This is a genomic window from Methylobacterium sp. AC832 (assembly GCF_979256025.1).
This window is the reverse complement of sequence record NZ_CEEDMV010000001.1, coordinates 46791-70312: the sequence shown is the minus strand read 5'-3', so window position 1 is coordinate 70312 and position 23522 is coordinate 46791. Positions and strand designations below refer to the sequence as shown.

The window sequence follows — 23522 nt, the reverse complement described above, 5'->3', positions numbered from 1 at the left end:
CCTGCGTTGCGTCGTGCGGCCGATCGCGGCCATGCGGTGGAGAAAAGGCCGCCCTTCAGGGGCGGCCTTGCGTGGTCAGAAGCCGGTCTTTCCTGGAATCCAGCTGGTGCCGGCCATCGGAACCTGCGCCATGGCGGCAGCCTCGATGGTGAGCGCCACGAGGTCTTCGGGTTCGAGGTTGTGCAGGTGGCTCTTGCCGCAGGCACGCGCGATGGTCTGCGCTTCCAGCGTCATCACCGCGAGGTAATTGGCGAGACGCCGGCCAGCCAGAACCGGATCGAGGCGCTTGGCCAGTTCGGGATCCTGCGTCGTGATGCCGGCGGGATCCTTGCCCTCGTGCCAGTCGTCATAAGCGCCGGCGGTGGTGCCGAGGGCCTGGTAATCGGCCTCCCAGCGTGGATCGTTGTCGCCGAGGGCGATGAGCGCCGCCGTGCCGATGGCGACGGCATCCGCGCCCAGAGCCAGAGCCTTGGCCACATCGGCTCCCGAACGCACACCGCCCGAGACGACGAGCTGCACCTTCCGGTGCAGACCGAGATCCTGCAGCGCCTGCACTGCGGGGCGGATCGCCGCCAGGATCGGAATGCCCACATGCTCGATGAACACGTCCTGCGTCGCGGCTGTCCCGCCCTGCATGCCGTCGAGGACAACCACGTCGGCGCCGGACTTGGCTGCGAGCGCAGTGTCGTAATAGGGCCGCGAGGCGCCGACCTTCACGTAGATCGGCTTCTCACCATCGGTGATCTCGCGCAGTTCCTCGATCTTGATCTCGAGATCGTCCGGCCCGGTCCAGTCCGGGTGGCGGCAGGCCGAGCGCTGGTCGACGCCCGGGGGCAGGCAGCGCATGCCCGCGACACGCTCGGTGATCTTCTGGCCGAGTAGCATGCCGCCGCCGCCGGGCTTGGCGCCCTGGCCGATGACGATCTCGATCGCGTCCGCCTTCCGCAAGTCGTCCGGGTTCATGCCGTAGCGCGAGGGCAGGTACTGATAGACCAACGTCTGAGAATGCCCGCGCTCCTCCTGCGTCATGCCGCCGTCGCCGGTGGTGGTCGAGGTGCCGGCGAGCGTGGCTCCGCGCCCGAGGGCTTCCTTGGCCTGGGCGGAGAGCGAGCCGAAGCTCATTCCAGCGATGGTAATCGGTGTCTTGAGGTGGATCGGCTTCGAAGCGAAACGCGCGCCCAGCACCACCTCGGTGCCACAGCGTTCGCGGTACCCCTCCAATGGGTAGCGACTGATGGAGGCGCCGAGGAACAGGAGGTCATCGAAATGCGGCAGCTTGCGCTTCGCCCCGGCCCCCCGGATGTCATAGATGCCGGTGGCGGCGGCGCGGCGGATCTCGGACATCACGTCAGGCGTGTAGGTCGCTGAAAAGCGGGGCTTGGTGCGCGGCAAGGGGCGCGCATCCTTGAGGGTCGGGTCCTTGGGAGTCTCGGCCATCAGTAGGCTCCGGCGTTGTCGACGTTGAAATGATAGAGGCGGCGCGCGGAGCCGTAGCGCCGGAATTCCGACGGGCTCACCTCGCCCGCCAGTCCGGCGGCCTTGAGCTTGGCGTAAAGCTGTTCGCGGTGCTCGTCGCGCATCTCTTTCTCGATGCAATCGGCGCCGAGACTCTTGACCGAGCCGCGCACGTAGAGCCGCGCTTCGTAGAGGGAATCGCCCAAAGCCTCGCCGGCATCGCCCAGAACGGTCAGGGTTCCGGCCTGCGCCATGAAGGCCGACATGTGGCCGATCGAGCCCTTTACGACGATATCGACGCCCTTCATCGAGATGCCGCAGCGCGCGCCCGCATTGCCGTCGATCACCAGCAGGCCACCATGAGCCGTGGCGCCGGCCGATTGGCTGGCGTCGCCGCGCACATGGACGAAGCCCGACATCATGTTCTCGGCGACACCCACGCCCGCATTGCCGTTGATCACGACGCTGGCGAGCTTATTCATGCCGGCGCAGTAATAGCCGACATTCCCCTCGATCTCGACGGAGATCGGCGCATCGAGGCCCACCGCTATGGCGTGGCGGCCGTCCGGGCCGGTGATGGTCCAATGGGTCTCGTTGGTGTCGGGACGTAGGGCATGCAGCGCCCGGTTGAGGTCGCGCAGAGGCGCCTGATTGAGATCGTAGGACGACATCAGTGACGCTCCCAGGCGTAGACCTTGGCGGGTTCGGGTTCGAAGACGCGGGCGGAGGCGATGCCGGGCAGACCCACGAGGGCCCGGTATTCGGAGCCGAACGCCACGTAATCGTCGGTCTCGGCCATCACCGCAGGCTTGCAGGCGATCGGATCGCGCACGACGGCGAAGCCCGTCTCGGTCCCGACCACGAAAGTGAAGAAACCGTCGAGATCCGACAGGCTCGATTCCAGGGCCTGCTGGAGGGACGCCCCCTCGCGCATGCGCCAGCTCAGGTAGCCGGCGGCGACCTCGGTGTCGTTCTTGGTAGCGAAGGTGAGGCCCTCGCGCTCGAGGCGGCGGCGCATGTCGTTGTGGTTCGACAGCGAGCCGTTATGGACCAGGCATTCGTCGATGCCGGTAGAGAACGGGTGCGCGCCATTGGTGGTGACCGCGCTCTCCGTGGCCATGCGCGTATGACCGATCCCATGGGTGCCGGTCATGCCGGCGAGATCGAACCGCTCGGCCACGGAGGCCGGTAGCCCGACCTCCTTGTAGATCTCCATGCGCCGGCCGGCGCTGACCACGTCGATGCCGGGCGTCTCCTTCTTGAGCCACGCGCGGATCCGCCCCTCGCGCTCGGCGGGCACGGAAATGACGGTATGAGTGTCGCGTTCAATCTTGTCGAAGGTGAATGTGAGAGCCTCTTCCAGACCGGAGATCGCCTTTCGCAGCGCTGCCTGATCCGCACCACGAAGGGTGAGCTTCACGCCGTCACTGTCCGATCCGTAAACGGCGAAGCCAGCACTATCGGGACCGCGATCCGTCATGGTCGCGAGCATCTTGGACAGAAGCGAGCCAAGCTGCGGCTCAAGCTTTGAGTTCTTCAAGTACAACCCGACTATACCGCACATCGCACTTTCCCGCTTCCACCGAGCATGTTCATTGTTGCTCTCACATTCCAACCGACCCGTCAACTATCGGTCACAAAAAATTCTTCCTGGGAAATATTGGGGTGACCGATCATCTGCCGCCCGAACAGAGGCGCCTTTCTGTGAGGCACGTTGCGAAAATGACAAATGCTCGCAGCGAGATTCGCCTGGCCAGCACAGCGCCCTGCAAGTTTACCGCTCTGAAGAACTGTATCGCTGAGAACAAGGCGTCGTTACGATACGCCTATCCTCGTCAAATAGGTTCGACGCAACCTGTAGCGACGAGAACACCCGCTCGCCGGAACGACGAAAAATTCCCTTCAAGAAATAGGGTTTCGCGAAAAGCGTGAGGCCGTCAAGTCCTGACGAACGGAGAATGTGTCCCTTCATCATAAGAGAAAGTGATGGCTCACGAGCGAGTGACGAGGTCACCGCCCACCCCTCTCCACCATCAAGCGACGGCTGAGAAACAGTTGACTCTCTCAAGGGACAGGCAAGAAAGTTCAATACGCGTGCACTGCGCCACCAATTTAGGCATTGACAAGGGCCTATTCTCGGCAGGATCTTTCCAGAAAGGAACCCTGGGTTCTCAAAAAGAAAATTTATGAAGGAGGACATGCCGTGAATCAGGATCCCCGCATCTCATCCATGTTCAGACGCGACAGCGCAGCCGCCGCGTTCGCCGTGGTCGCGGTCTGGCTGATCTATGCCTTCACGTTCTGGAGCATGTGGAAAGCTTTCGAGAGCACCAACCTGCTCATTCCGATGGCGATCCTTGGCGCCATCGTGCTCTTCCTTAACACAGCATCCACCTTCGCGATGATCCGTCACTACAGTGAAGACAAGTCCGCAATCTACGGCACCGACATCTATTATCTTGACCAGATCCGCAAAGCGCGGCAGCACAAAGGAGCAACCGAATGAAAAAGGTTCCCTACGAGCCGCCGAGTCAGCCGATCATCGGGCAGATTTTCGATGCGATCCTGATGCTCATCCTTGTGTTCATCACACTCTACCTGCCGCTTTGGCTCAAACTGGCCGGCGGCGGCACGACCACGACGGAATATCCGAATCCATCCTGGGAATCACTGGGACAGAACGCGGTTATGGCGGCTCAGTGGGAGAAGCTGGGCATCGCGCCAGAGAAGGCCGCGACGATCATCGGGACCCGATTCGACTATAACTTCAACTGGACGGCCCTGGCATTCACGGCGCTGATCATCGTGGCCTACTTCGTCTTCATGTTCCGCTACTCTGACCATGAGTACCGCGAAGTCATCGCCGAGCGCTTCGGCGACGATGACCCGAGTAAGACAGTAGAGCCTCGCTGAGCCTCATTGGCCGCGGTCACAGTCAGCCCGTTCATTTCCTACGAGGATATCCGTCATGGTCGAGATCATGAACTGGAGTGCCTGGGCGATCGCCGGAGCCCTTGCGCTCTGGATGGCCGTCGATCTGGTGCGCACCAACCGAGCCTTCGGAGAGGACTACCTCCTCTCGTCCGAGGAGGGCGAGATCGTTGATGCCGATGTCGGCGAACAGGCAGCGAGGTCGTGATGCAGGATGTTCAGATCGCCACTCCGCCTGGATTCCAGCCCCCGAAAGTCTCGCTGCCAGACGTGTCGTCAGTATCGGCCGCTGTGCCCGCCAGGAAGATCGCGCTCTTGCGCGTGCTCGGGCCCGGCCATGTTTGGGCGCTCGGCGTCGGGATCGTGCTGGTGGGCGAGTTCATGGGTTGGAACTTCGCCGTCGGGAAGGGGGGGCCGGTCGCGGCGCTGACCGCCTGCTGGCTCGCCGGGATACTCTACACCTGCGTGGCCATGATCGATTCCGAGATTACCTCCACGGTGGCCGCCGCGGGCGGCCAGTACGCGCAGGCCAAGCACATCATCGGGCCGCTCGCGGCCTTCAATGTCGGCCTCTACCTTGTGATGGCCTACACGATGCTCGAGGTCTCGAACGCCATCGTGACCGGGGATCTGATCGAAGCGTTCATGGCCAATCTCGGCGTCGCGGGCACCGTCGACAAGCGCGCGTTCATGGTGCTCACCATCGTGGCCCTCGCCTTCCTGAACTATCGCGGCGTGCTCGCATCGTTGACGATGAACCTGCTGATCACGGCCGCTGCCTTCCTCGCCATCGTGGTGCTCTTCGTGGCGACCCAACCCTGGGCGCCGGGCGCAGTGCTGCAGCACGATGCCCTCTTGGTCGGCCTGCCCTACGGGAATCTCGGCATCCTCGCCGCCATGCATTTCGGCCTGTGGTTCTACCTCGGCATTGAGGGAACGACGCAGGCCGCGGAGGAGGTGCGCTCGCCCGCCCGTGCCCTGCCGCTGGGCACCATGACGGGGATGATGACCCTCCTGATCGCCGCGACGGCCACCTGGTACGTCTGCTCTGGGCTGATGCCCTGGGAATATCTCGGCCAGGCCGTGACGCCGCTCTACGATGCCGGGCGTCTCACGGGGAATCGCTGGCTCGAAGTGTTTCTGTTCTTCGGCACCCTGTTCGCCACCGTCGCCTCGGCCAATGGCTGCATCAACGACGCCTCGCGGGCCTGGTTCGCCATGGGGCGCGACCGTTACATGCCGGCCTGGTTCGGTGCGGTGCACCCCGCCTACCACACACCCTACCGGTCGATCGTCTTCTTCGTGCCGGTGGCGATCATGTTCGCGGTCTCGACGCCGCTCGACCAGACCATCACCTTCTCGATCCTGTCCGGGCTGCTCGGCTACACGCTGATGGCGCTCTCCATCGTCCTGTTCCGTCGGAAGTGGCCTCTCGGCACCATTCAGAGAGGCTACGTCCATCCGCTCCATCCGCTGCCGTGCCTTCTGCTTCTGCTTCTGTGCAGCGTCACCTACGTCGCGGTGTTTCTCGGCTACGGGACGCAGCTCGTTGCGATGATGACCTTCTACATCATCGCCTCCGCCTGGTTCGTGCTGCACCGCTACAAGTATGTCAGGCGCGGCGACCAGTTCACGATGCACTGGCCAAAGCCGCGCGGCTATTGAGGCCGGAATGATCGACCTCCTCGTCCTCCCGATGCTGGGTGCCGCCGGCTACGCGCTCTACCGGCGCGGCCGGACGGCCTCGGCGGAACGGGCCGGAATGCTCCGACCCTGCGAAGACCTTCTGGCGAAGCCGGTCCATGGCCGCGACCCGACGGGCTTCGGAACTCTCGCGGGCCGGTTCCTGGGCATGCCGGTCGAGATCAGGGTCATCCCGGAAGCCCTTGCCTTCCGGCGCCTTCCGCAGCTCTGGCTCAGCGTCTCGGTGCATCATGCGACAGGCGTTCGCGGCACGATCGACATCCTCAGGCGCGTGGTGGGTGCCGAATTCTATGCCCCGGCGGACAATCTCCCGGCGCGCTACAATGTGCCGGAAGGCTGGCCGGGCGAGACGCTGGTGCGGGGATCGCTCGGTGCCGCCCCCCTCCTTGCCCGTGCCTCCGGCACAATCGCGACCATTCTCGCCGAGCCACGCGTAAAGGAAGTGCTGCTCACGCCTCGGGGGATCCGGATCGTCAGCCAGCTCTGCCAGGGCGAACGCGGTGCCTACCTGCTCCTGCGCGAGAACCGTTTCCCCATGACGCAGATCGGTCCGGAGCAGTTGCGGCCTCTGCTCGCCCAAGCAACCGGCCTCGTCCGGAGCCTTACCGGAGAAGATGCAGTCCATGGATCCGAAGAAGCCCATGCGCGCGCCGCAGCCTAACCCCTATCTGGTCCTCGCGGCCGCCATCCTGCTGCCGGGCATGGGCCATGTGCTGCTCGGAAAGGCACAACGCGGCTTGGGATTCGCGTTCTTTACTCTGGTGGGGGCGTGGCTGACCACGAAATTCGCGTCGCCGGATGTGGATGTCATCGGTCGTCACGCCGCCGGCGTGTTCGTCTGGGCCCTCTCGATCCCCGACGCTTACCGGATCGCGCGCCTGCGTGCGGTGACATCCTATGGTTCCACGTCATGCTCGACCACTTCGGCATCCTGACCCACGGCCTGTGCGGGCGATCGTCCGGAAACGGGCGCCCGCCTTCACTCGAGGCAGGCTGGACGTCTTCTCCGAAGCAACGCGTCCGCTCGCACACCATCTTTTTTACACGGACGGGTTTCGCGGTTCGGCGCGCCTGATCGGCTGATGTGTCGGGCAAAGGAACCAACCGCACAGATTCCGCCATCGACAATCATGAGTCGGATCGCCTCACCGGCAATCGCGCAATCTGTTCGATGCGGTATTCCGGTGTTAGACGTGAATCTTGTGCCGACATGATGGCTCTTGAGCCCCGCGTCGTGCTCGATGCGTGTTGCGATGAGGGCGAGATCAGAAACCGGATGCTGAACACCGCCTCTAACGCACCGGTGGACGACAAGCGCACACTCGAGCGGGCACTTGGCCACCAGATCCGCCTGTTCCGGCGCGAGCGCGACCTCTCTGTAGCCGATCTCGGCACGGCGGCCGGGATATCACCCGGCATGATCTCCAAAATGGAGAACGGGCAGATTTCGCCGTCGCTGTCGTCGATCAACGCTGTGGCGAAGGCGTTGAACGTGCCCATCACCGTGTTGTTCTCGGCCTTCGAGGAGAGCCGCGACTGCTCCTTCGTCAAGCGCGGACAGGGCGTCGTCATCGAACGGCGCGGCACGAAGGCCGGGCATCTCTACGAACTGCTCGGGGCGGGCCTGCGCGGCGAGATCGTCGTCGAGCCCTATCTCATCACCCTGGAGAACGATGCCGAGTCCTATACGGAGTTTCGGCATGGCGGCACCGAGTTCATCTACATGCTGACCGGCGAAGTCATCTATCGCCATGACAAGCACGATTACACGCTGCAGCCAGGGGACTCGCTCCTGTTCGATTCGGCGGCCTCGCATGGGCCGGCCAAACTGATCAAGACCCCGATGACCTACCTGTCGGTCATCATCTACCCGCGCAGCTGAAGCATCCGGCCGGGGAACAGCCGGCTCCGCTCACGGCGCCGCGTTGCGAACGTCGTAGCCGAACTCAGCCGCGGCATGGCTCAACCACGACCAGACGCTGCCGGCGAAGCTGCGCGCCACGGCGAGGTCGTAGATGGGGGCTGCGTCCCGCTGCCAAACCTGCGCGCCCATATGCGCAAGGGCGGTGACGGCCACCTGCCCCGGCTGAAACGCACGGGGATGAAGGTCGATGGCGAGGCCTTTGGCGAGGAACGCCCGGGCGTCCGGCCCGGACACGCGGACGATCGCGCGGGCGTCGCTCTGGTCGGTGACCGCGGCAATACCCTGCAACGCCTCGCCGAGGCCCGCCATCTCCTGGCGCGTCTCGAAGAGAGCGAGCCATTGATCCGGTCCGGACCAGACCAATCCCCGCTCTCCCGTGAGGCTGGCAGTCCCCGTATCGGGCAGCGACCAGCCGAAGCGCTCGCCCAGAACCTGCTGCAGGGCGTCGGTCCGGCCCTTCACCGCGATCACGGTGGCAAGCCCGAATTCGTCGCGCAGGGTCAGGGTGAGACCGGGCTCGCCGCCCGGGCGGCCGTGCCGACCGACCGGCGCGATCCCCGCCCAGGCGCTCCTCGGCCGCCATGTCGTCTCGATAACATCAGACACGCAGCTTCTCCTCTTTCGGGTCGACGAAGACCGGTGAGCAGATCTCGACTTCGACATCCCCGTCGCGCACCGGATCGTAGGCGCGCACGCGCGTCCCATGGCGCTCGGCGCCGCGCCGGATCAACCCGAGCCCGATCCAGTGCCCGAGGCTCGGCGAATAGGCGACGGAGGTCATGACACCCTCATCGGCCGCGAGGCTCGGGGCGGCGCCGACGGCGAGGAACCGCGCCCCCGCGCGCAGGCGCTGGCTGCGGTCGACCGGGCGGAACCCCACGAGGATCGGCCGCTCGGGATCGACGAGGGCCGGGCGCTCCTTCATCACGCGGCCGATATAGTCCTTCTTTTTGGCGAGCATGCCGCCGAGGCCGATGTCGCGCGCCGTCGTCTGGCCGTTGATCTCGGCACCGGCCGCGTGGCCCTTCTCGATGCGCATCACCGAGAGCGCCTCCGAGCCGTAGGCCGTGATGCCGTGGGCCGAGCCGGCCGTCATGACCGCACGCCACGCGGCGTCGCCATAGGCGGCCGGCACAGCCAGTTCGTAGGCGAGTTCGCCCGAGAACGAGATGCGGAACAGCCGCGCGGGGATGCCCCCTCCGACCGTGATGTCGGCACAGGCCAGGAAGGGGAAGGCCTCGTTCGACAGGTCGAATCCGGGATCGACGATGCCCCGCAACGTGTCGCGAGCGCGCGGTCCGGCTACCGCATATTGCGCCCATTGCTCGCTCACAGAGACCATCTGCACGTCGAGCTCAGGCCACAGCCATTGGTGGCAGAATTCCAAGTGCTGCATGACCTTGGCAGCGTTGGCCGTGGAGGCCGTCATCACAAAATGGCTCTCGCCCAGCCGCGCGATGGTGCCATCGTCCAGGACGAAGCCGTCCTCACGTAGAAGTACGGCGTAGCGCGCCTTGCCCACGGGTAGCGTGCCGTACGGATTGGCGCAGACCCGCTCGATGAGAGCGAGGGCGTCCCGGCCCTGGATGTCGATCTTGCCCAACGTCGTCACGTCGCAGATGCCGACATGGGCGCGCACGGTATTCACCTCGCGATTGACCGTTTCCAGCCAGTCGCTCTCGCCGGCCTTGGGGAAATAGGCCGGACGAAGCCACAGGCCGGTCTCCACGAAGACCGCGCCCTGCTCCTCGCACCAGGCATGCGATGGGACATGCCGGGTCGCGCGGAAATCCTTGCCCCGGTGATGCCCGGCGAAAGCGCCGATGGCGACGGGGGTGAAGGGCGGCCGGAACATCGTGGTGCCGACGCTCGCGACCGGCTGGCCGGTGAGCTCCGCCATGATGCCGAGCCCGGCGAGGTTCGAGGTCTTGCCCTGGTCGGTGGCCATGCCGAGGGTGGTGTAGCGCTTCAGGAGCTCCACCGCGCGAAAGCCCTCGCGATGGGCGAGCTCCACATCGGAGGCGGCCACGTCGTTCTGGAAATCGACGAAGGCCTTGCCCCTCGATACCGGCACGCGCCACAGCGGCGTATGGGCGATGCTCTCGGGATCGGTCTTCGGGGTCTCGGGCGCGGCGCCGGCGAATCCGCAGGCTGAGGCAGCCTCCACACCGGCCCGGCCGCCGGTCTCCAGGCAGGAGGCGAGGGTGAAGGCCCCGCCCGCCGCCCCGACGGCCACCATGCCGGAGGGAAGCGCACCCGGCACGAAGGCGTGGATCGTCTCGTCCCAGATCGGGCGCCGGGACAGATGCGAATCGAGATGCACGATCGGGTTCCAGCCATTGGCCATGGCGAGGCAGTCGCAGGCGATAGTCTGGCGGCTGCCATAGGTGTCCACCACCTCGATCGCTTCCAGGCCGAGATGCCCCTTCGTACCGGTGACGTAGCCATCACAGATCACCTGCGCGCCGACGGCCTCGGCCGCCCGGCGCAGCTCGGCCGGCACCGATGCGCGGGAATCGATCACGGCCACCACCTGTCCGCCCGCCGCGGCGACATCGGCCACGGTGCGCCATCCGTCATCGCCCGAGGTGAAGATTGCGACGGCCCGGCCCGGGAGCACGCCGTATCGGTTGAGGTAGGTCCGCACCGCGCCGGCCAGCATCACGCCGGGCCGGTCGTTGCCGCCGAAGACGTGAGGGCGCTCGATGGCTCCGGCAGCGAGAATGGCTTGCTTTGCCGTGATCCGCCACAGGCGCTGGCGCGGCGCATGGACGGGGGGCACGGCGAGATGATCGCCGACGCGCTCGACCGCCCCGTAGGCTCCGTGATCGTAGACCCCGAACAGGGTGGTCCGGCTCAGAATGCGCACGTCCGGCATGCTCGCCAGTTCGGCGAGGGTGTCCGTCGCCCAGTCCGCACCGGATCGGCCGGCGATCTCGCGCCGGTCGGCAAGCAGGCGCCCCCCCGTCCGGTGATCCTCGTCGACGAGGATGACACGCGCGCCCGAGCGTCCGGCGGCCAGGGCCGCCGCAAGCCCGGCCGGTCCTGCCCCAATGACCAGCACGTCGCAGAAGGCGAAGGCCTTGTCGTAAGTGTCGGGATCCGGCGCATGGGCGGCCCGGCCGAGGCCGGCGGCGCGGCGGATCATCGGCTCGTAGAGCTTCTCCCACAGAGCAGCCGGCCACATGAATGTCTTGTAGTAGAAGCCCGCCGCGAAAACCGGCGCCGCCAGGGCGTTGACCGAGAGGGCGTCGTATTTCAGCGACGGCCAGCGATTTTGGCTCGACGCCTCAAGCCCCTCGTACAGTTCGGCCACGGTGGCGCGGGTGTTCGGCTCCCGGCGCGCGCCCGAACGCAGTTCGACGAGGGCGTTAGGCTCTTCCGAACCGGCGGTGAGGATGCCGCGCGGGCGGTGGTACTTGAACGACCGGGCGACGAGGCGCACGCCGTTGGCCAACAGCGCCGAGGCCAGGGTATCGCCCTGAAAACCGCTGTAGCGCTGGCCGTCGAAGGTGAAGTCCAGGGGGCGGCGCCGGTCGATCATGCCGCCGGTCGCGGTACGAAAGCCCTGCCCAACGGCCGTTGCCGGGGAGGCGCCGCTGGGGGAGGCGGTATCCCGAAGGGTGAGCGTGGTCATGCGACCTCTCCTGTCCGACGGCTCAGCGCGACCTCGCGGGCGGAGGACACCCCGGTGATCTCGTGGGTGCGCGTGTCTCGATCGACCACGAGCCAGGAGCGGCAGCCGGCGCCGTGATACCAGAGCTCGCGATGGGGGCCGGCCGGGTTGTCACGCAGGTAGACGTAGTCGTGCATGGCGGCGGGAGGCGCTTCCATGCCGTCGGGCCGGATCGGCGCGGCGTCGCCGAGATAGCTGAACTCGCCGTTGTCGCGGGGCCCGCAATGGGGGCATCGGATACGCATGATCGTCGTTCCCTCAATCCAGATCCGCGCTCAATGCAGGTTCGGTTGGGCGCCCATGCCCTTCTCGTCGATGAGATGGCCGGTGGCGAAACGGTCGAGCCGGTAGGCGGCGGCGTCCCCATGCGACGTGTCGCGGGCGATGAGATGGGCAAAGCAGAACCCCGCCGCCGGGGTCGCCTTGAAGCCGCCGTAACACCAGCCCGCATTGAGATAGAGGCCGTCGATCGGTGTACGGTCGATGATCGGGCTGCCATCCATGGACATGTCCATGATCCCGCCCCAGTGCCGCAGCAGGCGCAGGCGCCCGAGGCCCGGCCACAGGGCCATGCCGCCCTCCATCACGTCCTCGATCGTCGCGAGGTTGCCGCGCTGGGCGTAGGAATTGTAGCCGTCGATGTCGCCCCCGAAGACGAGGCCGCCCTTGTCCGACTGGCTGACGTAGAAATGGCCGGCCCCGAAGGTCATCACCGTGTCGATGAGAGGCTTCACGCCCTCGCTGACGAAGGCCTGGAGCACGTGGCTCTCGATCGGCAGGCGCAGATCGGCCATGGAGGCCAGCAGCGATGTCGAGCCCGCCACCGAGAGCGCAACCTTCTTCGCCCGGATGAAGCCACGGCTCGTCTCGACCCCGACCACCCGCCCATTCTCGCGGCGGATGCCGGTGACGGCGCAGTTCTGGACTATGTCGACGCCCCGGTCACTGGCCGCGCGGGCATAGCCCCAGGCCACGGCGTCGTGGCGCACCGTGCCGCCCCGGCGCTGCAGGAGACCGCCCTTCACGGGAAAGCGCGCATTGTCGAAATCGATGAACGGCACCATTCCCCGAACCCCCTCGCGGTCGAGGAGTTCGGCATCGATGCCCGCCATCCGCATGGCGTTGCCGCGCCGGGCATAGGCATCGCGTTGCGCATCCGAATGGTAAAGATTCAGCACGCCACGCTGGCTCACCATGGCGTTGTAGTTGATGTCCTGCTCCAGCCCCTCCCAGAGCTTCATCGACCGTTCGTAGAACGGGATGTTGCCGGCGAGCCCATAATTCGAGCGGACGATGGTGGTGTTGCGCCCGACATTGCCGGAGCCGACATGGCTCTTCTCCAGCACGGCGACGTTGGTGATGCCGTGCTCCTTGGCGAGATAATAGGCTGTCGCGAGACCGTGGCCGCCGCCACCGACGATGACGACATCATACTCGGCCTTGGGCGCGGCATCGCGCCATTGGGGCTTCCAATCACGCTGGCCGCGCAGGGCCTGACCCAGGACGCTGAGGAGGGAATAGCGCATGGCAGGACATGCTCCGGGGCTGGTTGCGGCGTGTGTCACCTTGAGTAGCGTATCGCCGGCTAACGCCCCTTGCATTTTGCGACGTCATTCGGACAATTTGCGCAGAAATGAACGGCCGTCCTCTAGCGCCAAAGTCCCCGAATCTTGCCCGATCTCGCCCTTGACGCCACGGCATCGGAAAAGCCGGCGCCGCTGACCGTCGGCTTCATCTTGCTGCCGGGCTTTCCGCTCATGTCCTACGCGGCCGCGGTCGAGCCCATGCGGGCGGCCAACACCCTTCTGGAAAGCGAAGTCTACCGCTGGTGGCATGCGGCACCGGGCGGAGGCGCCGTCCAGGCTTCCAACGGAATTGCGATCCTGCCTGATGTCGATGTCGGCGACACCAAGCTCGACGCCGACCGTGTCTTCGTCTGTGCGGGGGGAAATCCCGCCGCCTTCGACGACCCAGCCCTGACCGCTTGGCTTCGCCATCTCGCCCGGCGGGGGATCACGCTCGGCGGCATTTCCGGAGGGCCTTACCTGCTCGCCCGTGCGGGTCTGCTGACGGGGCGCCGTTGCACGCTCCACTGGGAGCATGTTCCCGCCTTCGAGGAACGCTACCCGGATATCGAGGTCGTGCGCTCCCTCTTCGAGATCCAGGACGATCGGATCACCTGCTCGGGCGGCATCGCCGCCCTCGACCTGATGCTCAACCTGATCGAGCGCGACCACGGTCCGGGCCTCGCCAACGGCGTCAGCGACTGGTTTTTGCACAACCAGATTCGCGAGGGCCTGACTCCGCAGAGGATGGACCTCCGCCTGCGGATCGGGGTGCGCGACCCGCGGCTGCTCCGGGTCCTCGCCGCGATGGAAGCGAATCTGGAAACGCCGCTCTCGCGGCAGGGACTGGCCGATCTCGCCCGCGTGTCGATCCGTCAGCTCGAGCTACTCTTCAGAAACCGGATCGGCATCAGTCTTCACCAGCATTATCTCGCCCTGCGGCTCGACCGGGCCCATCAGCTCCGCCGCGAGAGCGCGCTGAGCTCGGCGAATATCGCCATGGCGACGGGATTTGCCAATGCGGCCGAACTCGCCCGAGCCGAACGCCGGAGGCGCCTCAAGGCCACAACCCCGCCTAGCAAAACCGGCGAGGGGTGAGAGGGCCGTTCCGGGACGGGCGTCCGCGCCGGAACGGCCGCCTTCGAGGGGAGCGAAGGCTCAGCGCCCGTACGCGGTCCGATGGATGTCGAAGGCCGCGTCGGCCCGGACAGGATCGAGGCGGGGCGAGGCGGCGTGCCTGCGCAGCGCGCGACGAGCCGCGAAACGGTCCCGAGCCGCCTTGGCGGCCTTCTCGACGCTGGCGAAGACGAGCCCGTCGAGGGGGTCGAAATCGCGTTCGGACGAGAAGAACCGGACGCCGCCCCGTTCGGGCACAGCGATTCCGGCCGTCACGTCGCCGATTTCGATCACCCGTGGCGGCGGGGCGGTATGAAGGCGGTTACGGGCACGGGCCTCCAGATGATCCGCCCGGGCATCAGGCGTGTGCAATCGGTTCAACGCCCTGTGGGCGTCGCCCTGGTGAAAGTGGGGCATGGTGTCGAAGTCTCCTGGCGCGGCCTAACGGCCATCTGCTGAAAGCAATCGGATCTGACGGGTGGGTCAGCATCGACAGCGGGAGCAGGCACAAAAGAGACTTTGGAACGAGGGTCGATCAGTCACGGCAAGTCATCCTTTCGATGAAGGACCACGAGGCGCGAGCGCTCCGCAGTGCTTTAGCGTTTGATGACGCGGCGCAAGCTACACACTTCAAATCACCGCGACGGACCAAGCCATCCGGTCTGGAGCCGCACCTCTAAAATGAGAGCAACACGTCGCTTCGTCAACGGATGCATCTTCCGAATGCATGCAGTCTTGTGGCAGGAATGACGCCTGGACCCACGAAGCGCAGGCGATTTCTTCGGAGGGTAGTTTTTTTGGAGTGCGCCGCGGTCAAGCGGACGCGGCGGCCACGCGCCCGATCAGGCCGGCAAGGTCGCGATGATGCCCATAGACTCGTTCAGCACCGGCCGCGATCAAGTCCGCTCCCGTGGAATCGTGCAGCCAATGCCCTCCGCCGGTGAAGCCCAGGACGCGCATCCCCGCGGCGCGCGCCGCCGTGACACCAGGCACGCTATCCTCCACCACGAGGCATCGGCCAGGAGCGAAGCCCATCTCGGCAGCGGCAAGGAGGAACAGGTCGGGAGCCGGCTTGCCGCGGGAGACCATGGTCGCCGAGAAGATACGGCCCTCGAACAGGGGCAACAGGCCGGTGAGGCCGAGCGAATGGGCGAGCCGCGCCGGATCGCTGCTGGACGCGACGCAGCTCGGAAGCTCCAGTGACCGCACCGCCAGCGCGATCCCCTCCATGGCGCGCAGGTCGCGGTCGAAGGCGCGAAGGGTTTCGGCTTTCACCGCCTCGACGAAGCCGTCGGGCGCGGCGATCCCGTAATCGCGCTCGATATGCCCCATGATCGACGTCATGGATGTGCCGGCGAAGCGCTCCCTCACCGTATCCACATCGATGACCACTCCGATCCGATTGAGCCCGGCAGTCAGCGTCCCGAGACTCAGGGGCTCGCTATCGACCAGCACGCCGTCGCAATCGAAGATCACCAGTTCGGTGGGAGTTTCGGGTTCGGTCGGCAAAGCGCTGGTCCGCTGGAAATGTCTGGGCCGGGCTGTGCCACGGAGGCGTCTCGGGGCGCAATGGCAGTCCTCGCGCACTCATTGCCGGGACGGCGTGCGCCTCGGACACCTTGCGCCTCGCGACGGCGGCCCGTAATCCCGCAAGGCCGGCATGGGAGCCGGCTTGTGTGCAAGCCGCGATGCTCCGCTTTCTCAGCCGCCTCCTCGGATACGTCGTCCTCGCGGCGGGCTTTGTCGGCCTCGTCTATGATGGCGCGCGTTCGATCGCCAATAACGGCGTGCGCGTCACCAGCCTGAGCGACCTGCTGATGACACTGTTCAAGGAGCGCGGAAGCGCGCTTCAGGGCGCGGTGGAGAGCGTGGCGCCATGGCTTTGGCAAGCCCTCGTCCTGCCGCTGACCCTGGCCCCCGCCTGCCTCCTCGGCCTCGGCCTGGGGGCTTTCCTGCTCTGGCTCGGCCAGCCGCCCCGCGAGCCGATCGGCTTCCTCAGCCGGCCCTGACATCGACGTCCGGCGGCATGGCCGTTTCGACACGGGGCATTCAGGAACGGGGCCGGCACCCCATATAGGGGACATCCCGCCCTCTCATGGAGGCCCCCGATGCTCCAGTTCTTCCGCAAGCGTCCCGAGATGCCGAGCGCCACCGATGCGTTGCCCGGCCGGTCGACGCCGATTCCCACCACCGAGACCCATTTCGTCAACGGCAATCCGCTGAAAGGCCCTTATCCGGAGGGAACCGAGCAGATCGTCCTGGGACTCGGCTGCTTCTGGGGCACCGAGCGCAAGTTTTGGCAATTGCCGGACGGAATCGTCGTGACGGCGGTGGGGTACGCTGGCGGCTTCACGCCCAACCCGACTTACGAGGAGGTCTGCTCGGGCATGACCGGCCATAACGAGGTTGTCCTCGTCGTCTACGATCCGGCCGTGCGCCCTCTGGAGGCAGTGCTCAAGACGTTCTTCGAGAGCCATGACCCAACCCAGGGCATGCGCCAGGGCAACGATGTCGGCACGCAGTACCGTTCGGGAATCTACACGGCGAACGAGGCGCAGGCCGAGACCGCCCGACGCGTTCGGGAGGTCTACGGAGAGGCCTTGAAGGCACGCGGGTTCGGCGAGATCACGACGGAGATCGTCCCGCTCGATACGTTCTACTTCGCCGAGGGCTACCATCAGCAATACCTTGCCAAGAACCCGGCTGGCTATTGCGGTGTAGGCGGCACCGGAGTGACCTGTCCGGTCGGAACCGGGATCGCCGCCTGAGGCGCCCGGCTTATCCAAGCCCGAACCTTGTCGAGCTTGGCGGTACATGGCAAACCCCCGCCCGGTCGGACGGGGGTATTGGGACAGATGGTCGAACAGGTTTTCGAACGCGTACTTTTCGCGTGTCGCTGGCTGCTGGCGCCCTTCTATGCCGCACTGGGCATCGGCATCGTCGTGCTGCTGGTCAAGCTGCTGCAGGAACTCGCCCACTTCGTCTTGCACATGTGGAGCGCCACTGAGTCACAGATCATTCTCGGCGTGCTGACTCTGGTCGATCTGTCCTTCACCGCATCCTTGCTCATCATCGTGATGTTTTCGGGATACGAGAACTTCGTCTCGAAGATCGATCATACGGACCATAAGGACTGGCCCGAATGGATGGGGACGATCGACTTCACCGGACTGAAGCTGAAGCTGATGTCTTCGATCGTCGCCATCTCGGCGATCTCGCTGCTGAAAGCCTTCATGGACATCAAGGCGACGCCGGACCGAGAGCTGTACTGGCTCGTCGGTCTCCACATGGTCTTCGTCGTCTCCGGCATCCTGATGGCCCTGACGGATCGGATCGCCGCCGGGCATCACGACAAGTAGGAACGTTCCGGGAGTCGGCTCGATGACCCGCGCGGAAGCCGTCGGTGAAGCGCTTCGGATCCTTGCTCCGCGCCTTCCCGCCTTCGAGACGGATTCCGTCCTTGCCCGGGCGCTGGCCAGTCCTGGCCTACGGAATGCGAGCCCCGAGAATGCGGCATGGCTCGCCCTCGTCGCCTTCGCCCGCCACGTCTTCACCGAATACGAATCCTATCTCGAAGAGGGCTACGACCGGGACAGCGCCCGCCATTTCGTCCTCGACGAGCTCAACGAGACGTTGCGCGGCTGGGGCGTGCGCAGAACCGTGTCCGAGGACGTAGAACAACCGGACGAGGAGTGACCCCCGCGTCGGCCCCGCCCCGCAAGGGGGGCGTGGCGCCTGGCTTGACCCTTCGGATACGCGCCCTGCCGAAGTACATCTCTGCGGGAAACCTTTCCGGCGGCGCAACCGTTTCCACGATCGAGGGGGCCTCGACCGTTCACAGGACAGTGGCCATGCGCAGAATGCTCCCCATCATCGCCGGATTGGTGCTCGCATCCGGTGCGGGCCTCGCGGCCGACCGGGCATGGGCGCAGCAGGATGCCGATCCTGCCGCCTGTACCACGTTCGACTGGCCGATCCTGCGGGAGCAGGCCTGGTTCGAGGCGCCCTCCCTCCCCCGGCTCGATTCCGGCGCGACCCTCTCCGCGGAAATGCCGGGCGCCGTTCTGGCGCTCAAGCCGGTCGCGGGAGCCGATCTTCCCTTGACGCCTTCGCGGGAACCGAAGCCCGGCACGTTCGGCGGCAGCTTGCGGATCCCACCCGTCGTCACGCCCGGCCTGTATCAGGTGACGTTGTCGGACAATGCCTGGATCGACGTGAGCCAGGACGGCGCGACGACGCGCAAGCCCGTGGCGAGCACGATGCGGCCCGGATGTCCGGGCGTCTCGAAGAGCGTCCGGTTCCAGTTCGGTACCACTCCTATTCTCGTCGTCGTCAGTGGTGCGAAATCGGATTCGATCAAGATCGCGGTCGCACCGGCGGAATAGTCGAGAGCTCTCGACGGCCCGACGGCCGATAGACTAGGTTGGCGCCATGCACCTGACCTCTCGTCCATTCCGCCTCGCGGCCCTCGCCTTCCTCTTGTGTGGAGGGGCCGCACAGGCCCAGGATAGGGGCAGCGTAAATCCCAAGCCCCTTCCACCCCTGGCCGATCCCGATGCGCCGTCGACGCCGGCCAAAGCCCTGTTCGGGCGGGCGACGACACCGGCACCCGGCCCCGCCCGGCCCTATGGCTCTTATGCGAAGGGATGCTTTTCCGGCGGCGAGGCCCTGCCCAATGACGGACCGACCTGGCAAGTCATGCGCCTCTCCCGGAATCGGATGTGGGGCACACCGCATCTCGTGGATTTCATTGAGCGCCTAGCCGCCAAGGCTCCTCGCGTCGGATGGAACGGGCTTCTCGTGGGCGACATGTCCCAGCCTCGTGGCGGCCCGATGCTCACGGGCCACGCCTCGCATCAGCTCGGCCTCGACGCCGATGTCTGGCTCACGCCCATGCCCGACCACCGCATGACCCGTGCGGAGCGTGAGGAGACCTCTGCCACCAACGTGGTCCGCGCGGACCGCCTCGACATCGACCCGCAGGTCTGGACGCAGGAGCACCTCAAGCTGATCCGCCTCACGGCCCAACAGCCCGAAGTCGCGCGCCTCTTCGTCAACCCGGCGATCAAGAAGGCTTTGTGCCGGGAGGCGGGGGGCGACCGCTCCTGGCTCAACAAGGTGCGCCCGATGTACGGGCACAATTACCACTACCATATCCGCCTCTCCTGCCCGGCTGGGGACGACCAATGCGGAGACCAAGCGCCGCCGCCATCCGGCGACGGCTGCGGAGAGGAGCTCGCATACTGGTTCAGCGACGCCGTGCTGAACCCGCCGAAATCCACGAAGCCGGGGAAACCCAGACCGCCGATGACCATGGCGGCCCTTCCCGCAGCCTGCCGGATGGTGCTGAAGGCCCGGTAAGCTCAGCTTTCCCGCGAGCACATCGAGAATTCGTGTTTCGGGATCCACGCCGATGGGCGGGGATGCGCAGCGTCAGGCCGGATAGCCCATGCGATTCGGCATCACGGATGCCACATCCCGGAACAGTGGCACGCAACCGGGAGAGGCGGGTTCTACGCCCGACCTAATCGGCAACCGCATCGGCGGACCGGCTGTCGCGCGCGCGGCGCACGAAAGCGCGCGGCGGTTGTCCCGTGAGACGGCGGAACGTCTTCGACATCTGGCTCGCATCGCTGAACCCCGCCAGGGGGACAATCTCGCTCAGACTCATCGTTCCGGTTGCGATAAGGTCCTGCGCACGGTTCACCCGCTCGCGCAGGATGAACTGGTAGGGCGTCACCCCGAATGACGTACGGAAAGCGCGGACCAGATGACCGACGCTGATACCGACCGCATCCGCGAGGTACTGCAGGCTCAGCGGTTCGGTGAGGTGGGTGAGAATCAGCTCCCGAAGGATGGCGGCCTGCGTCGAAGTCAGGGTCGGACCATTGCGGTGTGGAGGCGCATCGGTGCCTGAGAACAGCTGCAGCAGCGTCGCCGATACGCTTTCTACCAGCAGAGGACCGTTGGCGCAGCCGGTCTCGAGGTCGGCCGAGACTGCCTGCAGGAGATGGCCCGCGGCGACTTGAGAGCGCGACGGGAAGAACTGCGTCCGGATGCGCGTCTTGGCCAGGGACAGATCGGTAATGCGCTCGACGGCCTCTGGAGCCAGCTTGAGGACCATGGTGCGAAACGCACCGGTCCAGTTCTCGATCACGGTCGCCCCCGGCTCGAGGACCACGATGTTGTCCTCGGAGAAATGATAGCTCTGCCCGGACCACAGGAAGTGCTGGCTTTGCGGGGCCAACGAGAGCGCGAAATGGATGCCCTGCTGGACTATGGACGCCGTCCCATGGCTACCGAGCATCAGGTCGCAGAACCCGATACCGGCCCAGCCGAGCCCCGTACTGGTCTGGAGCACTGCCTCGATCTCGCCATCGAGTTCGAGCGTGCAACCGAACTCACTCCGCTCAACCCGCATTCACGATTTCATGGTGCATGTGAAACCCTCGTGCTGCAGCCAGCTCAATGGATTGTGCCTTACCGAAGCGTCAGAACTTCCCAGCTCTGCCGCAGGATATTCCGGCAACAGGCAAAGGAGACTTCGGCAATGTGGTGTGTCATTTCGAAGAAAATCGCTCTGTCACTGTCCAACACGTCGCAGCCTCGGATGCAGAGATATGACACGCAACGAACCGATGCAAACAGAGCCGCTTGTTTAGAACTCCACTAATTGGACGCATCTTGTCCTTTTGCTTCGTCCATCGAAACGACTCATGGCGGCATGCACGCATTATCGAACAGGCGGAGCGTTTGCTCAGGCCTCGATTGAATTCTTCATCCGGTACACCTGATTTTGAAGGATCGTGAGATCATTGCGTCTATCGCCCCCAACATTGGGAGAAGCATTTTCCCCACAGTCAAGCCGAGCCCGTCTCTTCGAGACACATGCGACAAAATGTCAATTCTCTGAAAAAAGCTCTTTTGTTTCCAACACTTATGAACTGCAATACAAAATTCCAGCCTTGACTCCGATTTCGATCAACAATCGCCAAAAACGCCTGTCGCAGGCGATATGATACAGGATATTATGCACCGCCGCCGAAGGCATATAGATATAGATCATCAATCGCCAATATAGGTCTATCCGTTCCTCCCTAAGATCGAAGGGTCGAGATAGTGACTTGATGGATCGGGCAAGAGGTGTAGTCTGGATGACAGAAAGCAATCCCGAACGCTTTCAAACATAGAACGACGAGAAAACAATCGATCTGCCGAACACATCTTGGAGAGAAAATATGTCGACTGCCAATGACACTATTCGCCCCCTCGAAGCATCCGAGCTCGATGCTGTCGGCGGCGGCCTCTCCCTGGGACTTGACCTCGACCTCTCCAGCGAACTCGGTGCCGTATCCGGCACGGTCGATCAGGTCGGCGGGCTGGTAAGCGGTCTCGTAGGCGGCCTTCTCGGTGCCGTAGGCGGCGTTGTCGGCGGACTGCTCGGCGGCAAGTAACGCTGCCTTCGAACCAGCGTCCTGATTTCTCTAGGCCCGGCGCGAAACGAACGCGCGGCCTCATACCGGAGCTATGACATGACCCAGAACCTCGACACCATCCGCGAACTCGACGCCAAGGAACTCGACGCCGTCGGCGGCGGCCTCTCCCTCGGCCTGGAACTGGACCTCTCCAGCGAACTCGGCGCCGTCTCCGGCGTGGTCGGTCAGGTAGGCGGATTGGTCAGCGGTCTCGTCGGTGGCCTTCTTGGCGCGGTCGGCGGTCTTCTCGGCGGCCATTGAACCACGCCACGAACTCTCCGCATCCTTCCGATCGGTAAATGAGCGCGGCGGGCCTGTAGGCCCGCCGCGTCCTTCGTGCATATGAAGCCGCAGAGCCGAAGCACGCCATCTCTCGGCCAGGAGAACCACCGGACCCGATGACGTCGCCGCTTTTCCGCGCAGAGGTCGCCCAGGCGCGGCGGGATTCCTGGCTGGGCGAAGCCCAGATCGTGCAGCCGCTCTCGATCCGGCTGATGACTGCGATCACGATCCTGATCACGATCGCCGCGTTCCTCTACGTCGTCTTCGGCACCTATACGCGTCGCATCCACGCCTTCGGCATGCTCACGCCGGATGTCGGTCTCATCACCGTGGCAAGCCCGGTGGCAGGACGCGTTAGCGTCTCGGGGGTGAAGGAGGGCGACAGGGTCGTCCAGGGCCAGCTACTCTACACCCTCGATCTCGACGCCGTGTCGGCCAACGGTCCGACCCAGCAGCGCATCATCGATCAGCTGGCCCGGCAGAAGGAGACGATCGAGGCGCAATCTCGGTTGCGGTCGGCCATGGCGGCCACCGAGAAGCGCTCCCTCGCCGAGCAGATCGACAATCTGCAATCCCAGTCGCGGCAATTGGAGGAGCAGGTTCAGCTGCAGGAAAAGCTCGTACCGCCGCTGAAGGAGCGGGTCGATGTCCTCGCCAAGGCGGTGAGCGACGGCTTTGCCCGCTCAGCCGACCTCCAGAACCAGAATTACCTCTACCTGCAGGCGAGTTCCCAGCTTGCCCAGTTCCGCAACTCGCGTCTGCAGCTCATGGGCAAGGTCGGCGAGCTGCAAGCGACTCTCGCTACCTTCGACGACAAGCTCGCCCGCGACCTCGCCGAGATGGACCGCACCGCCGCCCAATTGGAGCAGCAGCGGGCCGAGAGCGAGGCACGCCGGGCCATCGAGGTGCGGGCGCCGGAGAAGGGCATCCTCACCTCCATCCGGGTCCAGGCCGGCCAGGGCGTGGCGGCGGGTGCCACGCTGCTCACCCTGCTGCCGAGCGAGGGCCGGCTCCAGGCGAACCTATTCGTGGAGTCCTCGGCCATCGGCTTCATCGATACGGGGGAGGCCGTGATGCTGCGCTACGCGGCCTTTCCCTTCCAGCGCTTCGGCCTCTATCGCGGCACCGTCACGGAGGTGACCCGCGCGCCCCTGGAGGCCGCCGACCTGCCGGAAGCCGCCGGCGCCAAAGCGAAGAACGGCGACGGCATCTACCGCATCATCGTGCGGCCGGACGAGAACAGCGTGATCGCCTATGGCGAGAGCCGGCGGCTGGAGGCCGGGATGCGGGTCGAGGCCGACATCGCCCTGGAGAAGCGCCCCCTCTACCGCTGGCTTCTCGACCCGCTCTACCGGGTAAAGCGCAGCGTCGATCTCGTGACCCGGGGCGGATGA

At 65.3% G+C, this 23522-nt stretch carries 27 protein-coding genes; 17 read left to right on the top strand and 10 right to left on the bottom strand.

Features of this window, described 5'->3' with window-relative positions; genetic code table 11:
• Window positions 1-75: 75 nt before the first annotated feature.
• Genes AC0IXR_RS00330 through AC0IXR_RS00320 form a run of 3 tightly spaced genes read right to left on the bottom strand, consistent with a single transcriptional unit; the run spans window position 76 to window position 3019 of the window.
• Window positions 76-1437 carry an FMN-binding glutamate synthase family protein gene (locus AC0IXR_RS00330; RefSeq protein ID WP_056428413.1) on the bottom strand — a complete coding sequence of 454 codons (1362 nt, stop codon included), beginning with the start codon at window positions 1435-1437 and terminating at the stop codon, window positions 76-78.
• Complete coding sequence (locus AC0IXR_RS00325; RefSeq protein WP_056428416.1) at window positions 1437-2126, bottom strand: GltB/FmdC/FwdC-like GXGXG domain-containing protein; 690 nt, start codon at window positions 2124-2126, stop codon at window positions 1437-1439. Before AC0IXR_RS00325 ends, AC0IXR_RS00330 begins: the two co-directional genes overlap by 1 nt.
• A complete protein-coding gene (locus AC0IXR_RS00320) occupies window positions 2126-3019 on the bottom strand; it encodes a class II glutamine amidotransferase (RefSeq protein WP_471759358.1) in 894 nt (297 codons plus the stop codon). The genes AC0IXR_RS00325 and AC0IXR_RS00320 overlap by 1 nt, the downstream gene beginning before the upstream one ends.
• 639 nt (window positions 3020-3658) lie before the next feature.
• On the opposite strand from AC0IXR_RS00320, the gene AC0IXR_RS00315 reads away from it, so the two are divergent.
• The 7 genes from AC0IXR_RS00315 to AC0IXR_RS00285 all read left to right on the top strand — a co-directional run bounded on the left by AC0IXR_RS00315 (window position 3659) and on the right by AC0IXR_RS00285 (window position 7972).
• On the top strand, window positions 3659-3961 hold the full coding sequence (locus tag AC0IXR_RS00315; protein ID WP_244478164.1) for a hypothetical protein: 303 nt from the start codon (window positions 3659-3661) through the stop codon (window positions 3959-3961).
• The gene (locus AC0IXR_RS00310; RefSeq protein ID WP_311276537.1) at window positions 3958-4368 is read left to right on the top strand and encodes a hypothetical protein; all 411 of its coding nucleotides are present in this window, start codon (window positions 3958-3960) and stop codon (window positions 4366-4368) included. The genes AC0IXR_RS00315 and AC0IXR_RS00310 overlap by 4 nt, the downstream gene beginning before the upstream one ends.
• A 55-nt stretch (window positions 4369-4423) precedes the next feature.
• On the top strand, window positions 4424-4594 hold the full coding sequence (locus AC0IXR_RS00305; RefSeq protein ID WP_200919106.1) for a hypothetical protein: 171 nt from the start codon (window positions 4424-4426) through the stop codon (window positions 4592-4594).
• Window positions 4594-6051, top strand: a complete 1458-nt coding sequence (locus AC0IXR_RS00300; protein WP_082490412.1) for an APC family permease — start codon at window positions 4594-4596, stop codon at window positions 6049-6051. The genes AC0IXR_RS00305 and AC0IXR_RS00300 overlap by 1 nt, the downstream gene beginning before the upstream one ends.
• 7 nt (window positions 6052-6058) lie before the next feature.
• Entirely contained in the window at window positions 6059-6751 is a 693-nt protein-coding gene (locus AC0IXR_RS00295) for a hypothetical protein (protein ID WP_056454441.1), read from the top strand.
• Window positions 6714-7025: a hypothetical protein gene (locus tag AC0IXR_RS00290; protein ID WP_244478166.1), complete on the top strand. Its 312-nt coding sequence runs from the start codon at window positions 6714-6716 to the stop codon at window positions 7023-7025. The genes AC0IXR_RS00295 and AC0IXR_RS00290 overlap by 38 nt, the downstream gene beginning before the upstream one ends.
• A gap of 341 nt (window positions 7026-7366) precedes the next feature.
• A complete protein-coding gene (locus tag AC0IXR_RS00285) occupies window positions 7367-7972 on the top strand; it encodes a helix-turn-helix domain-containing protein (protein WP_056454447.1) in 606 nt (201 codons plus the stop codon).
• A gap of 30 nt (window positions 7973-8002) precedes the next feature.
• On the opposite strand, the gene AC0IXR_RS00280 is transcribed toward AC0IXR_RS00285, so the two are convergent.
• Genes AC0IXR_RS00280 through AC0IXR_RS00265 form a run of 4 tightly spaced genes read right to left on the bottom strand, consistent with a single transcriptional unit; the run spans window position 8003 to window position 13216 of the window.
• Complete coding sequence (locus tag AC0IXR_RS00280; RefSeq protein WP_461235020.1) at window positions 8003-8620, bottom strand: sarcosine oxidase subunit gamma; 618 nt, start codon at window positions 8618-8620, stop codon at window positions 8003-8005.
• Window positions 8613-11651, bottom strand: coding sequence for a sarcosine oxidase subunit alpha family protein (locus AC0IXR_RS00275; RefSeq protein ID WP_471759357.1), 3039 nt, complete (start codon window positions 11649-11651; stop codon window positions 8613-8615). The genes AC0IXR_RS00280 and AC0IXR_RS00275 overlap by 8 nt, the downstream gene beginning before the upstream one ends.
• Window positions 11648-11935 carry a sarcosine oxidase subunit delta gene (locus AC0IXR_RS00270; RefSeq protein ID WP_056428443.1) on the bottom strand — a complete coding sequence of 96 codons (288 nt, stop codon included), beginning with the start codon at window positions 11933-11935 and terminating at the stop codon, window positions 11648-11650. Before AC0IXR_RS00270 ends, AC0IXR_RS00275 begins: the two co-directional genes overlap by 4 nt.
• A 30-nt stretch (window positions 11936-11965) precedes the next feature.
• Window positions 11966-13216: a sarcosine oxidase subunit beta family protein gene (locus tag AC0IXR_RS00265; RefSeq protein ID WP_311276542.1), complete on the bottom strand. Its 1251-nt coding sequence runs from the start codon at window positions 13214-13216 to the stop codon at window positions 11966-11968.
• A 231-nt stretch (window positions 13217-13447) separates the two neighbouring features.
• Between AC0IXR_RS00265 and AC0IXR_RS00260 the strand changes: the two genes are divergently transcribed.
• Window positions 13448-14353 carry a GlxA family transcriptional regulator gene (locus AC0IXR_RS00260; protein ID WP_244478213.1) on the top strand — a complete coding sequence of 302 codons (906 nt, stop codon included), beginning with the start codon at window positions 13448-13450 and terminating at the stop codon, window positions 14351-14353.
• 60 nt (window positions 14354-14413) lie between these two features.
• Here AC0IXR_RS00260 and AC0IXR_RS00255 read toward each other — a convergent pair whose 3' ends face one another.
• Both AC0IXR_RS00255 and AC0IXR_RS00250 read right to left on the bottom strand, forming a co-directional pair.
• The gene (locus tag AC0IXR_RS00255; protein ID WP_405030684.1) at window positions 14414-14788 is read right to left on the bottom strand and encodes a hypothetical protein; all 375 of its coding nucleotides are present in this window, start codon (window positions 14786-14788) and stop codon (window positions 14414-14416) included.
• Window positions 14789-15184: 396 nt separating this feature from the next.
• A complete protein-coding gene (locus AC0IXR_RS00250; RefSeq protein ID WP_056428456.1) occupies window positions 15185-15880 on the bottom strand; it encodes an HAD family hydrolase in 696 nt (231 codons plus the stop codon).
• A gap of 179 nt (window positions 15881-16059) precedes the next feature.
• On the opposite strand from AC0IXR_RS00250, the gene AC0IXR_RS00245 reads away from it, so the two are divergent.
• The 6 genes from AC0IXR_RS00245 (at window position 16060) to mepA (ending at window position 19732) form a co-directional block, all read left to right on the top strand.
• Window positions 16060-16380, top strand: coding sequence for a hypothetical protein (locus AC0IXR_RS00245; RefSeq protein ID WP_056428459.1), 321 nt, complete (start codon window positions 16060-16062; stop codon window positions 16378-16380).
• A 99-nt stretch (window positions 16381-16479) separates the two neighbouring features.
• Window positions 16480-17139 (top strand): peptide-methionine (S)-S-oxide reductase MsrA, encoded by a 660-nt coding sequence (msrA, locus tag AC0IXR_RS00240; protein WP_419953407.1) that lies wholly within the window; start codon window positions 16480-16482, stop codon window positions 17137-17139.
• Between the two features lie 87 nt (window positions 17140-17226).
• Window positions 17227-17730, top strand: a complete 504-nt coding sequence (locus AC0IXR_RS00235) for a TIGR00645 family protein (protein WP_207410888.1) — start codon at window positions 17227-17229, stop codon at window positions 17728-17730.
• Window positions 17731-17752: 22 nt separating this feature from the next.
• Window positions 17753-18067, top strand: a complete 315-nt coding sequence (locus tag AC0IXR_RS00230; RefSeq protein ID WP_471759356.1) for a DUF2293 domain-containing protein — start codon at window positions 17753-17755, stop codon at window positions 18065-18067.
• Between the two features lie 155 nt (window positions 18068-18222).
• A complete protein-coding gene (locus tag AC0IXR_RS00225) occupies window positions 18223-18756 on the top strand; it encodes a hypothetical protein (RefSeq protein ID WP_056428471.1) in 534 nt (177 codons plus the stop codon).
• A gap of 46 nt (window positions 18757-18802) precedes the next feature.
• On the top strand, window positions 18803-19732 hold the full coding sequence (gene mepA / locus AC0IXR_RS00220) for a penicillin-insensitive murein endopeptidase (RefSeq protein ID WP_156467782.1): 930 nt from the start codon (window positions 18803-18805) through the stop codon (window positions 19730-19732).
• A gap of 163 nt (window positions 19733-19895) precedes the next feature.
• Here the strand turns inward: mepA and AC0IXR_RS00215 are convergent, their stop codons facing one another.
• Window positions 19896-20792 carry a helix-turn-helix domain-containing protein gene (locus AC0IXR_RS00215; RefSeq protein ID WP_056428474.1) on the bottom strand — a complete coding sequence of 299 codons (897 nt, stop codon included), beginning with the start codon at window positions 20790-20792 and terminating at the stop codon, window positions 19896-19898.
• Between the two features lie 817 nt (window positions 20793-21609).
• On the opposite strand from AC0IXR_RS00215, the gene AC0IXR_RS00210 reads away from it, so the two are divergent.
• From AC0IXR_RS00210 to AC0IXR_RS00200, 3 genes are all read left to right on the top strand, one after another.
• Window positions 21610-21825 carry a hypothetical protein gene (locus AC0IXR_RS00210; RefSeq protein WP_056428477.1) on the top strand — a complete coding sequence of 72 codons (216 nt, stop codon included), beginning with the start codon at window positions 21610-21612 and terminating at the stop codon, window positions 21823-21825.
• 78 nt (window positions 21826-21903) lie between these two features.
• Window positions 21904-22107, top strand: a complete 204-nt coding sequence (locus AC0IXR_RS00205) for a hypothetical protein (RefSeq protein ID WP_056428480.1) — start codon at window positions 21904-21906, stop codon at window positions 22105-22107.
• 137 nt (window positions 22108-22244) lie between these two features.
• On the top strand, window positions 22245-23522 hold the full coding sequence (locus AC0IXR_RS00200; RefSeq protein WP_471759355.1) for an HlyD family secretion protein: 1278 nt from the start codon (window positions 22245-22247) through the stop codon (window positions 23520-23522).

Excerpts from the sequence above, each read along its gene's own strand:
- msrA (WP_419953407.1), top strand. The coding sequence starts at position 16,480 with ATGCTCCAGTTCTTCCGCAAGCGTCCCGAGATGCCGAGCGCCACCGAT.
- AC0IXR_RS00255 (WP_405030684.1), bottom strand. The coding sequence starts at position 14,788 with ATGCCCCACTTTCACCAGGGCGACGCCCACAGGGCGTTGAACCGATTG.
- AC0IXR_RS00305 (WP_200919106.1), top strand. The coding sequence starts at position 4,424 with ATGGTCGAGATCATGAACTGGAGTGCCTGGGCGATCGCCGGAGCCCTT.
- AC0IXR_RS00290 (WP_244478166.1), top strand. The coding sequence starts at position 6,714 with ATGGATCCGAAGAAGCCCATGCGCGCGCCGCAGCCTAACCCCTATCTG.
- AC0IXR_RS00230 (WP_471759356.1), top strand. The coding sequence starts at position 17,753 with ATGACCCGCGCGGAAGCCGTCGGTGAAGCGCTTCGGATCCTTGCTCCG.
- AC0IXR_RS00320 (WP_471759358.1), bottom strand. The coding sequence starts at position 3,019 with ATGTGCGGTATAGTCGGGTTGTACTTGAAGAACTCAAAGCTTGAGCCG.
- AC0IXR_RS00225 (WP_056428471.1), top strand. The coding sequence starts at position 18,223 with ATGCGCAGAATGCTCCCCATCATCGCCGGATTGGTGCTCGCATCCGGT.
- AC0IXR_RS00275 (WP_471759357.1), bottom strand. The coding sequence starts at position 11,651 with ATGACCACGCTCACCCTTCGGGATACCGCCTCCCCCAGCGGCGCCTCC.
- AC0IXR_RS00295 (WP_056454441.1), top strand. The coding sequence starts at position 6,059 with ATGATCGACCTCCTCGTCCTCCCGATGCTGGGTGCCGCCGGCTACGCG.
- AC0IXR_RS00200 (WP_471759355.1), top strand. The coding sequence starts at position 22,245 with ATGACGTCGCCGCTTTTCCGCGCAGAGGTCGCCCAGGCGCGGCGGGAT.
- AC0IXR_RS00285 (WP_056454447.1), top strand. The coding sequence starts at position 7,367 with ATGCTGAACACCGCCTCTAACGCACCGGTGGACGACAAGCGCACACTC.
- AC0IXR_RS00205 (WP_056428480.1), top strand. The coding sequence starts at position 21,904 with ATGACCCAGAACCTCGACACCATCCGCGAACTCGACGCCAAGGAACTC.
- AC0IXR_RS00235 (WP_207410888.1), top strand. The coding sequence starts at position 17,227 with ATGGTCGAACAGGTTTTCGAACGCGTACTTTTCGCGTGTCGCTGGCTG.
- AC0IXR_RS00330 (WP_056428413.1), bottom strand. The coding sequence starts at position 1,437 with ATGGCCGAGACTCCCAAGGACCCGACCCTCAAGGATGCGCGCCCCTTG.
- AC0IXR_RS00215 (WP_056428474.1), bottom strand. The coding sequence starts at position 20,792 with ATGCGGGTTGAGCGGAGTGAGTTCGGTTGCACGCTCGAACTCGATGGC.
- AC0IXR_RS00210 (WP_056428477.1), top strand. The coding sequence starts at position 21,610 with ATGTCGACTGCCAATGACACTATTCGCCCCCTCGAAGCATCCGAGCTC.
- AC0IXR_RS00300 (WP_082490412.1), top strand. The coding sequence starts at position 4,594 with ATGCAGGATGTTCAGATCGCCACTCCGCCTGGATTCCAGCCCCCGAAA.
- AC0IXR_RS00260 (WP_244478213.1), top strand. The coding sequence starts at position 13,448 with ATGTCCTACGCGGCCGCGGTCGAGCCCATGCGGGCGGCCAACACCCTT.
- AC0IXR_RS00325 (WP_056428416.1), bottom strand. The coding sequence starts at position 2,126 with ATGTCGTCCTACGATCTCAATCAGGCGCCTCTGCGCGACCTCAACCGG.
- AC0IXR_RS00245 (WP_056428459.1), top strand. The coding sequence starts at position 16,060 with ATGCTCCGCTTTCTCAGCCGCCTCCTCGGATACGTCGTCCTCGCGGCG.
- AC0IXR_RS00265 (WP_311276542.1), bottom strand. The coding sequence starts at position 13,216 with ATGCGCTATTCCCTCCTCAGCGTCCTGGGTCAGGCCCTGCGCGGCCAG.
- AC0IXR_RS00310 (WP_311276537.1), top strand. The coding sequence starts at position 3,958 with ATGAAAAAGGTTCCCTACGAGCCGCCGAGTCAGCCGATCATCGGGCAG.
- mepA (WP_156467782.1), top strand. The coding sequence starts at position 18,803 with ATGCACCTGACCTCTCGTCCATTCCGCCTCGCGGCCCTCGCCTTCCTC.
- AC0IXR_RS00270 (WP_056428443.1), bottom strand. The coding sequence starts at position 11,935 with ATGCGTATCCGATGCCCCCATTGCGGGCCCCGCGACAACGGCGAGTTC.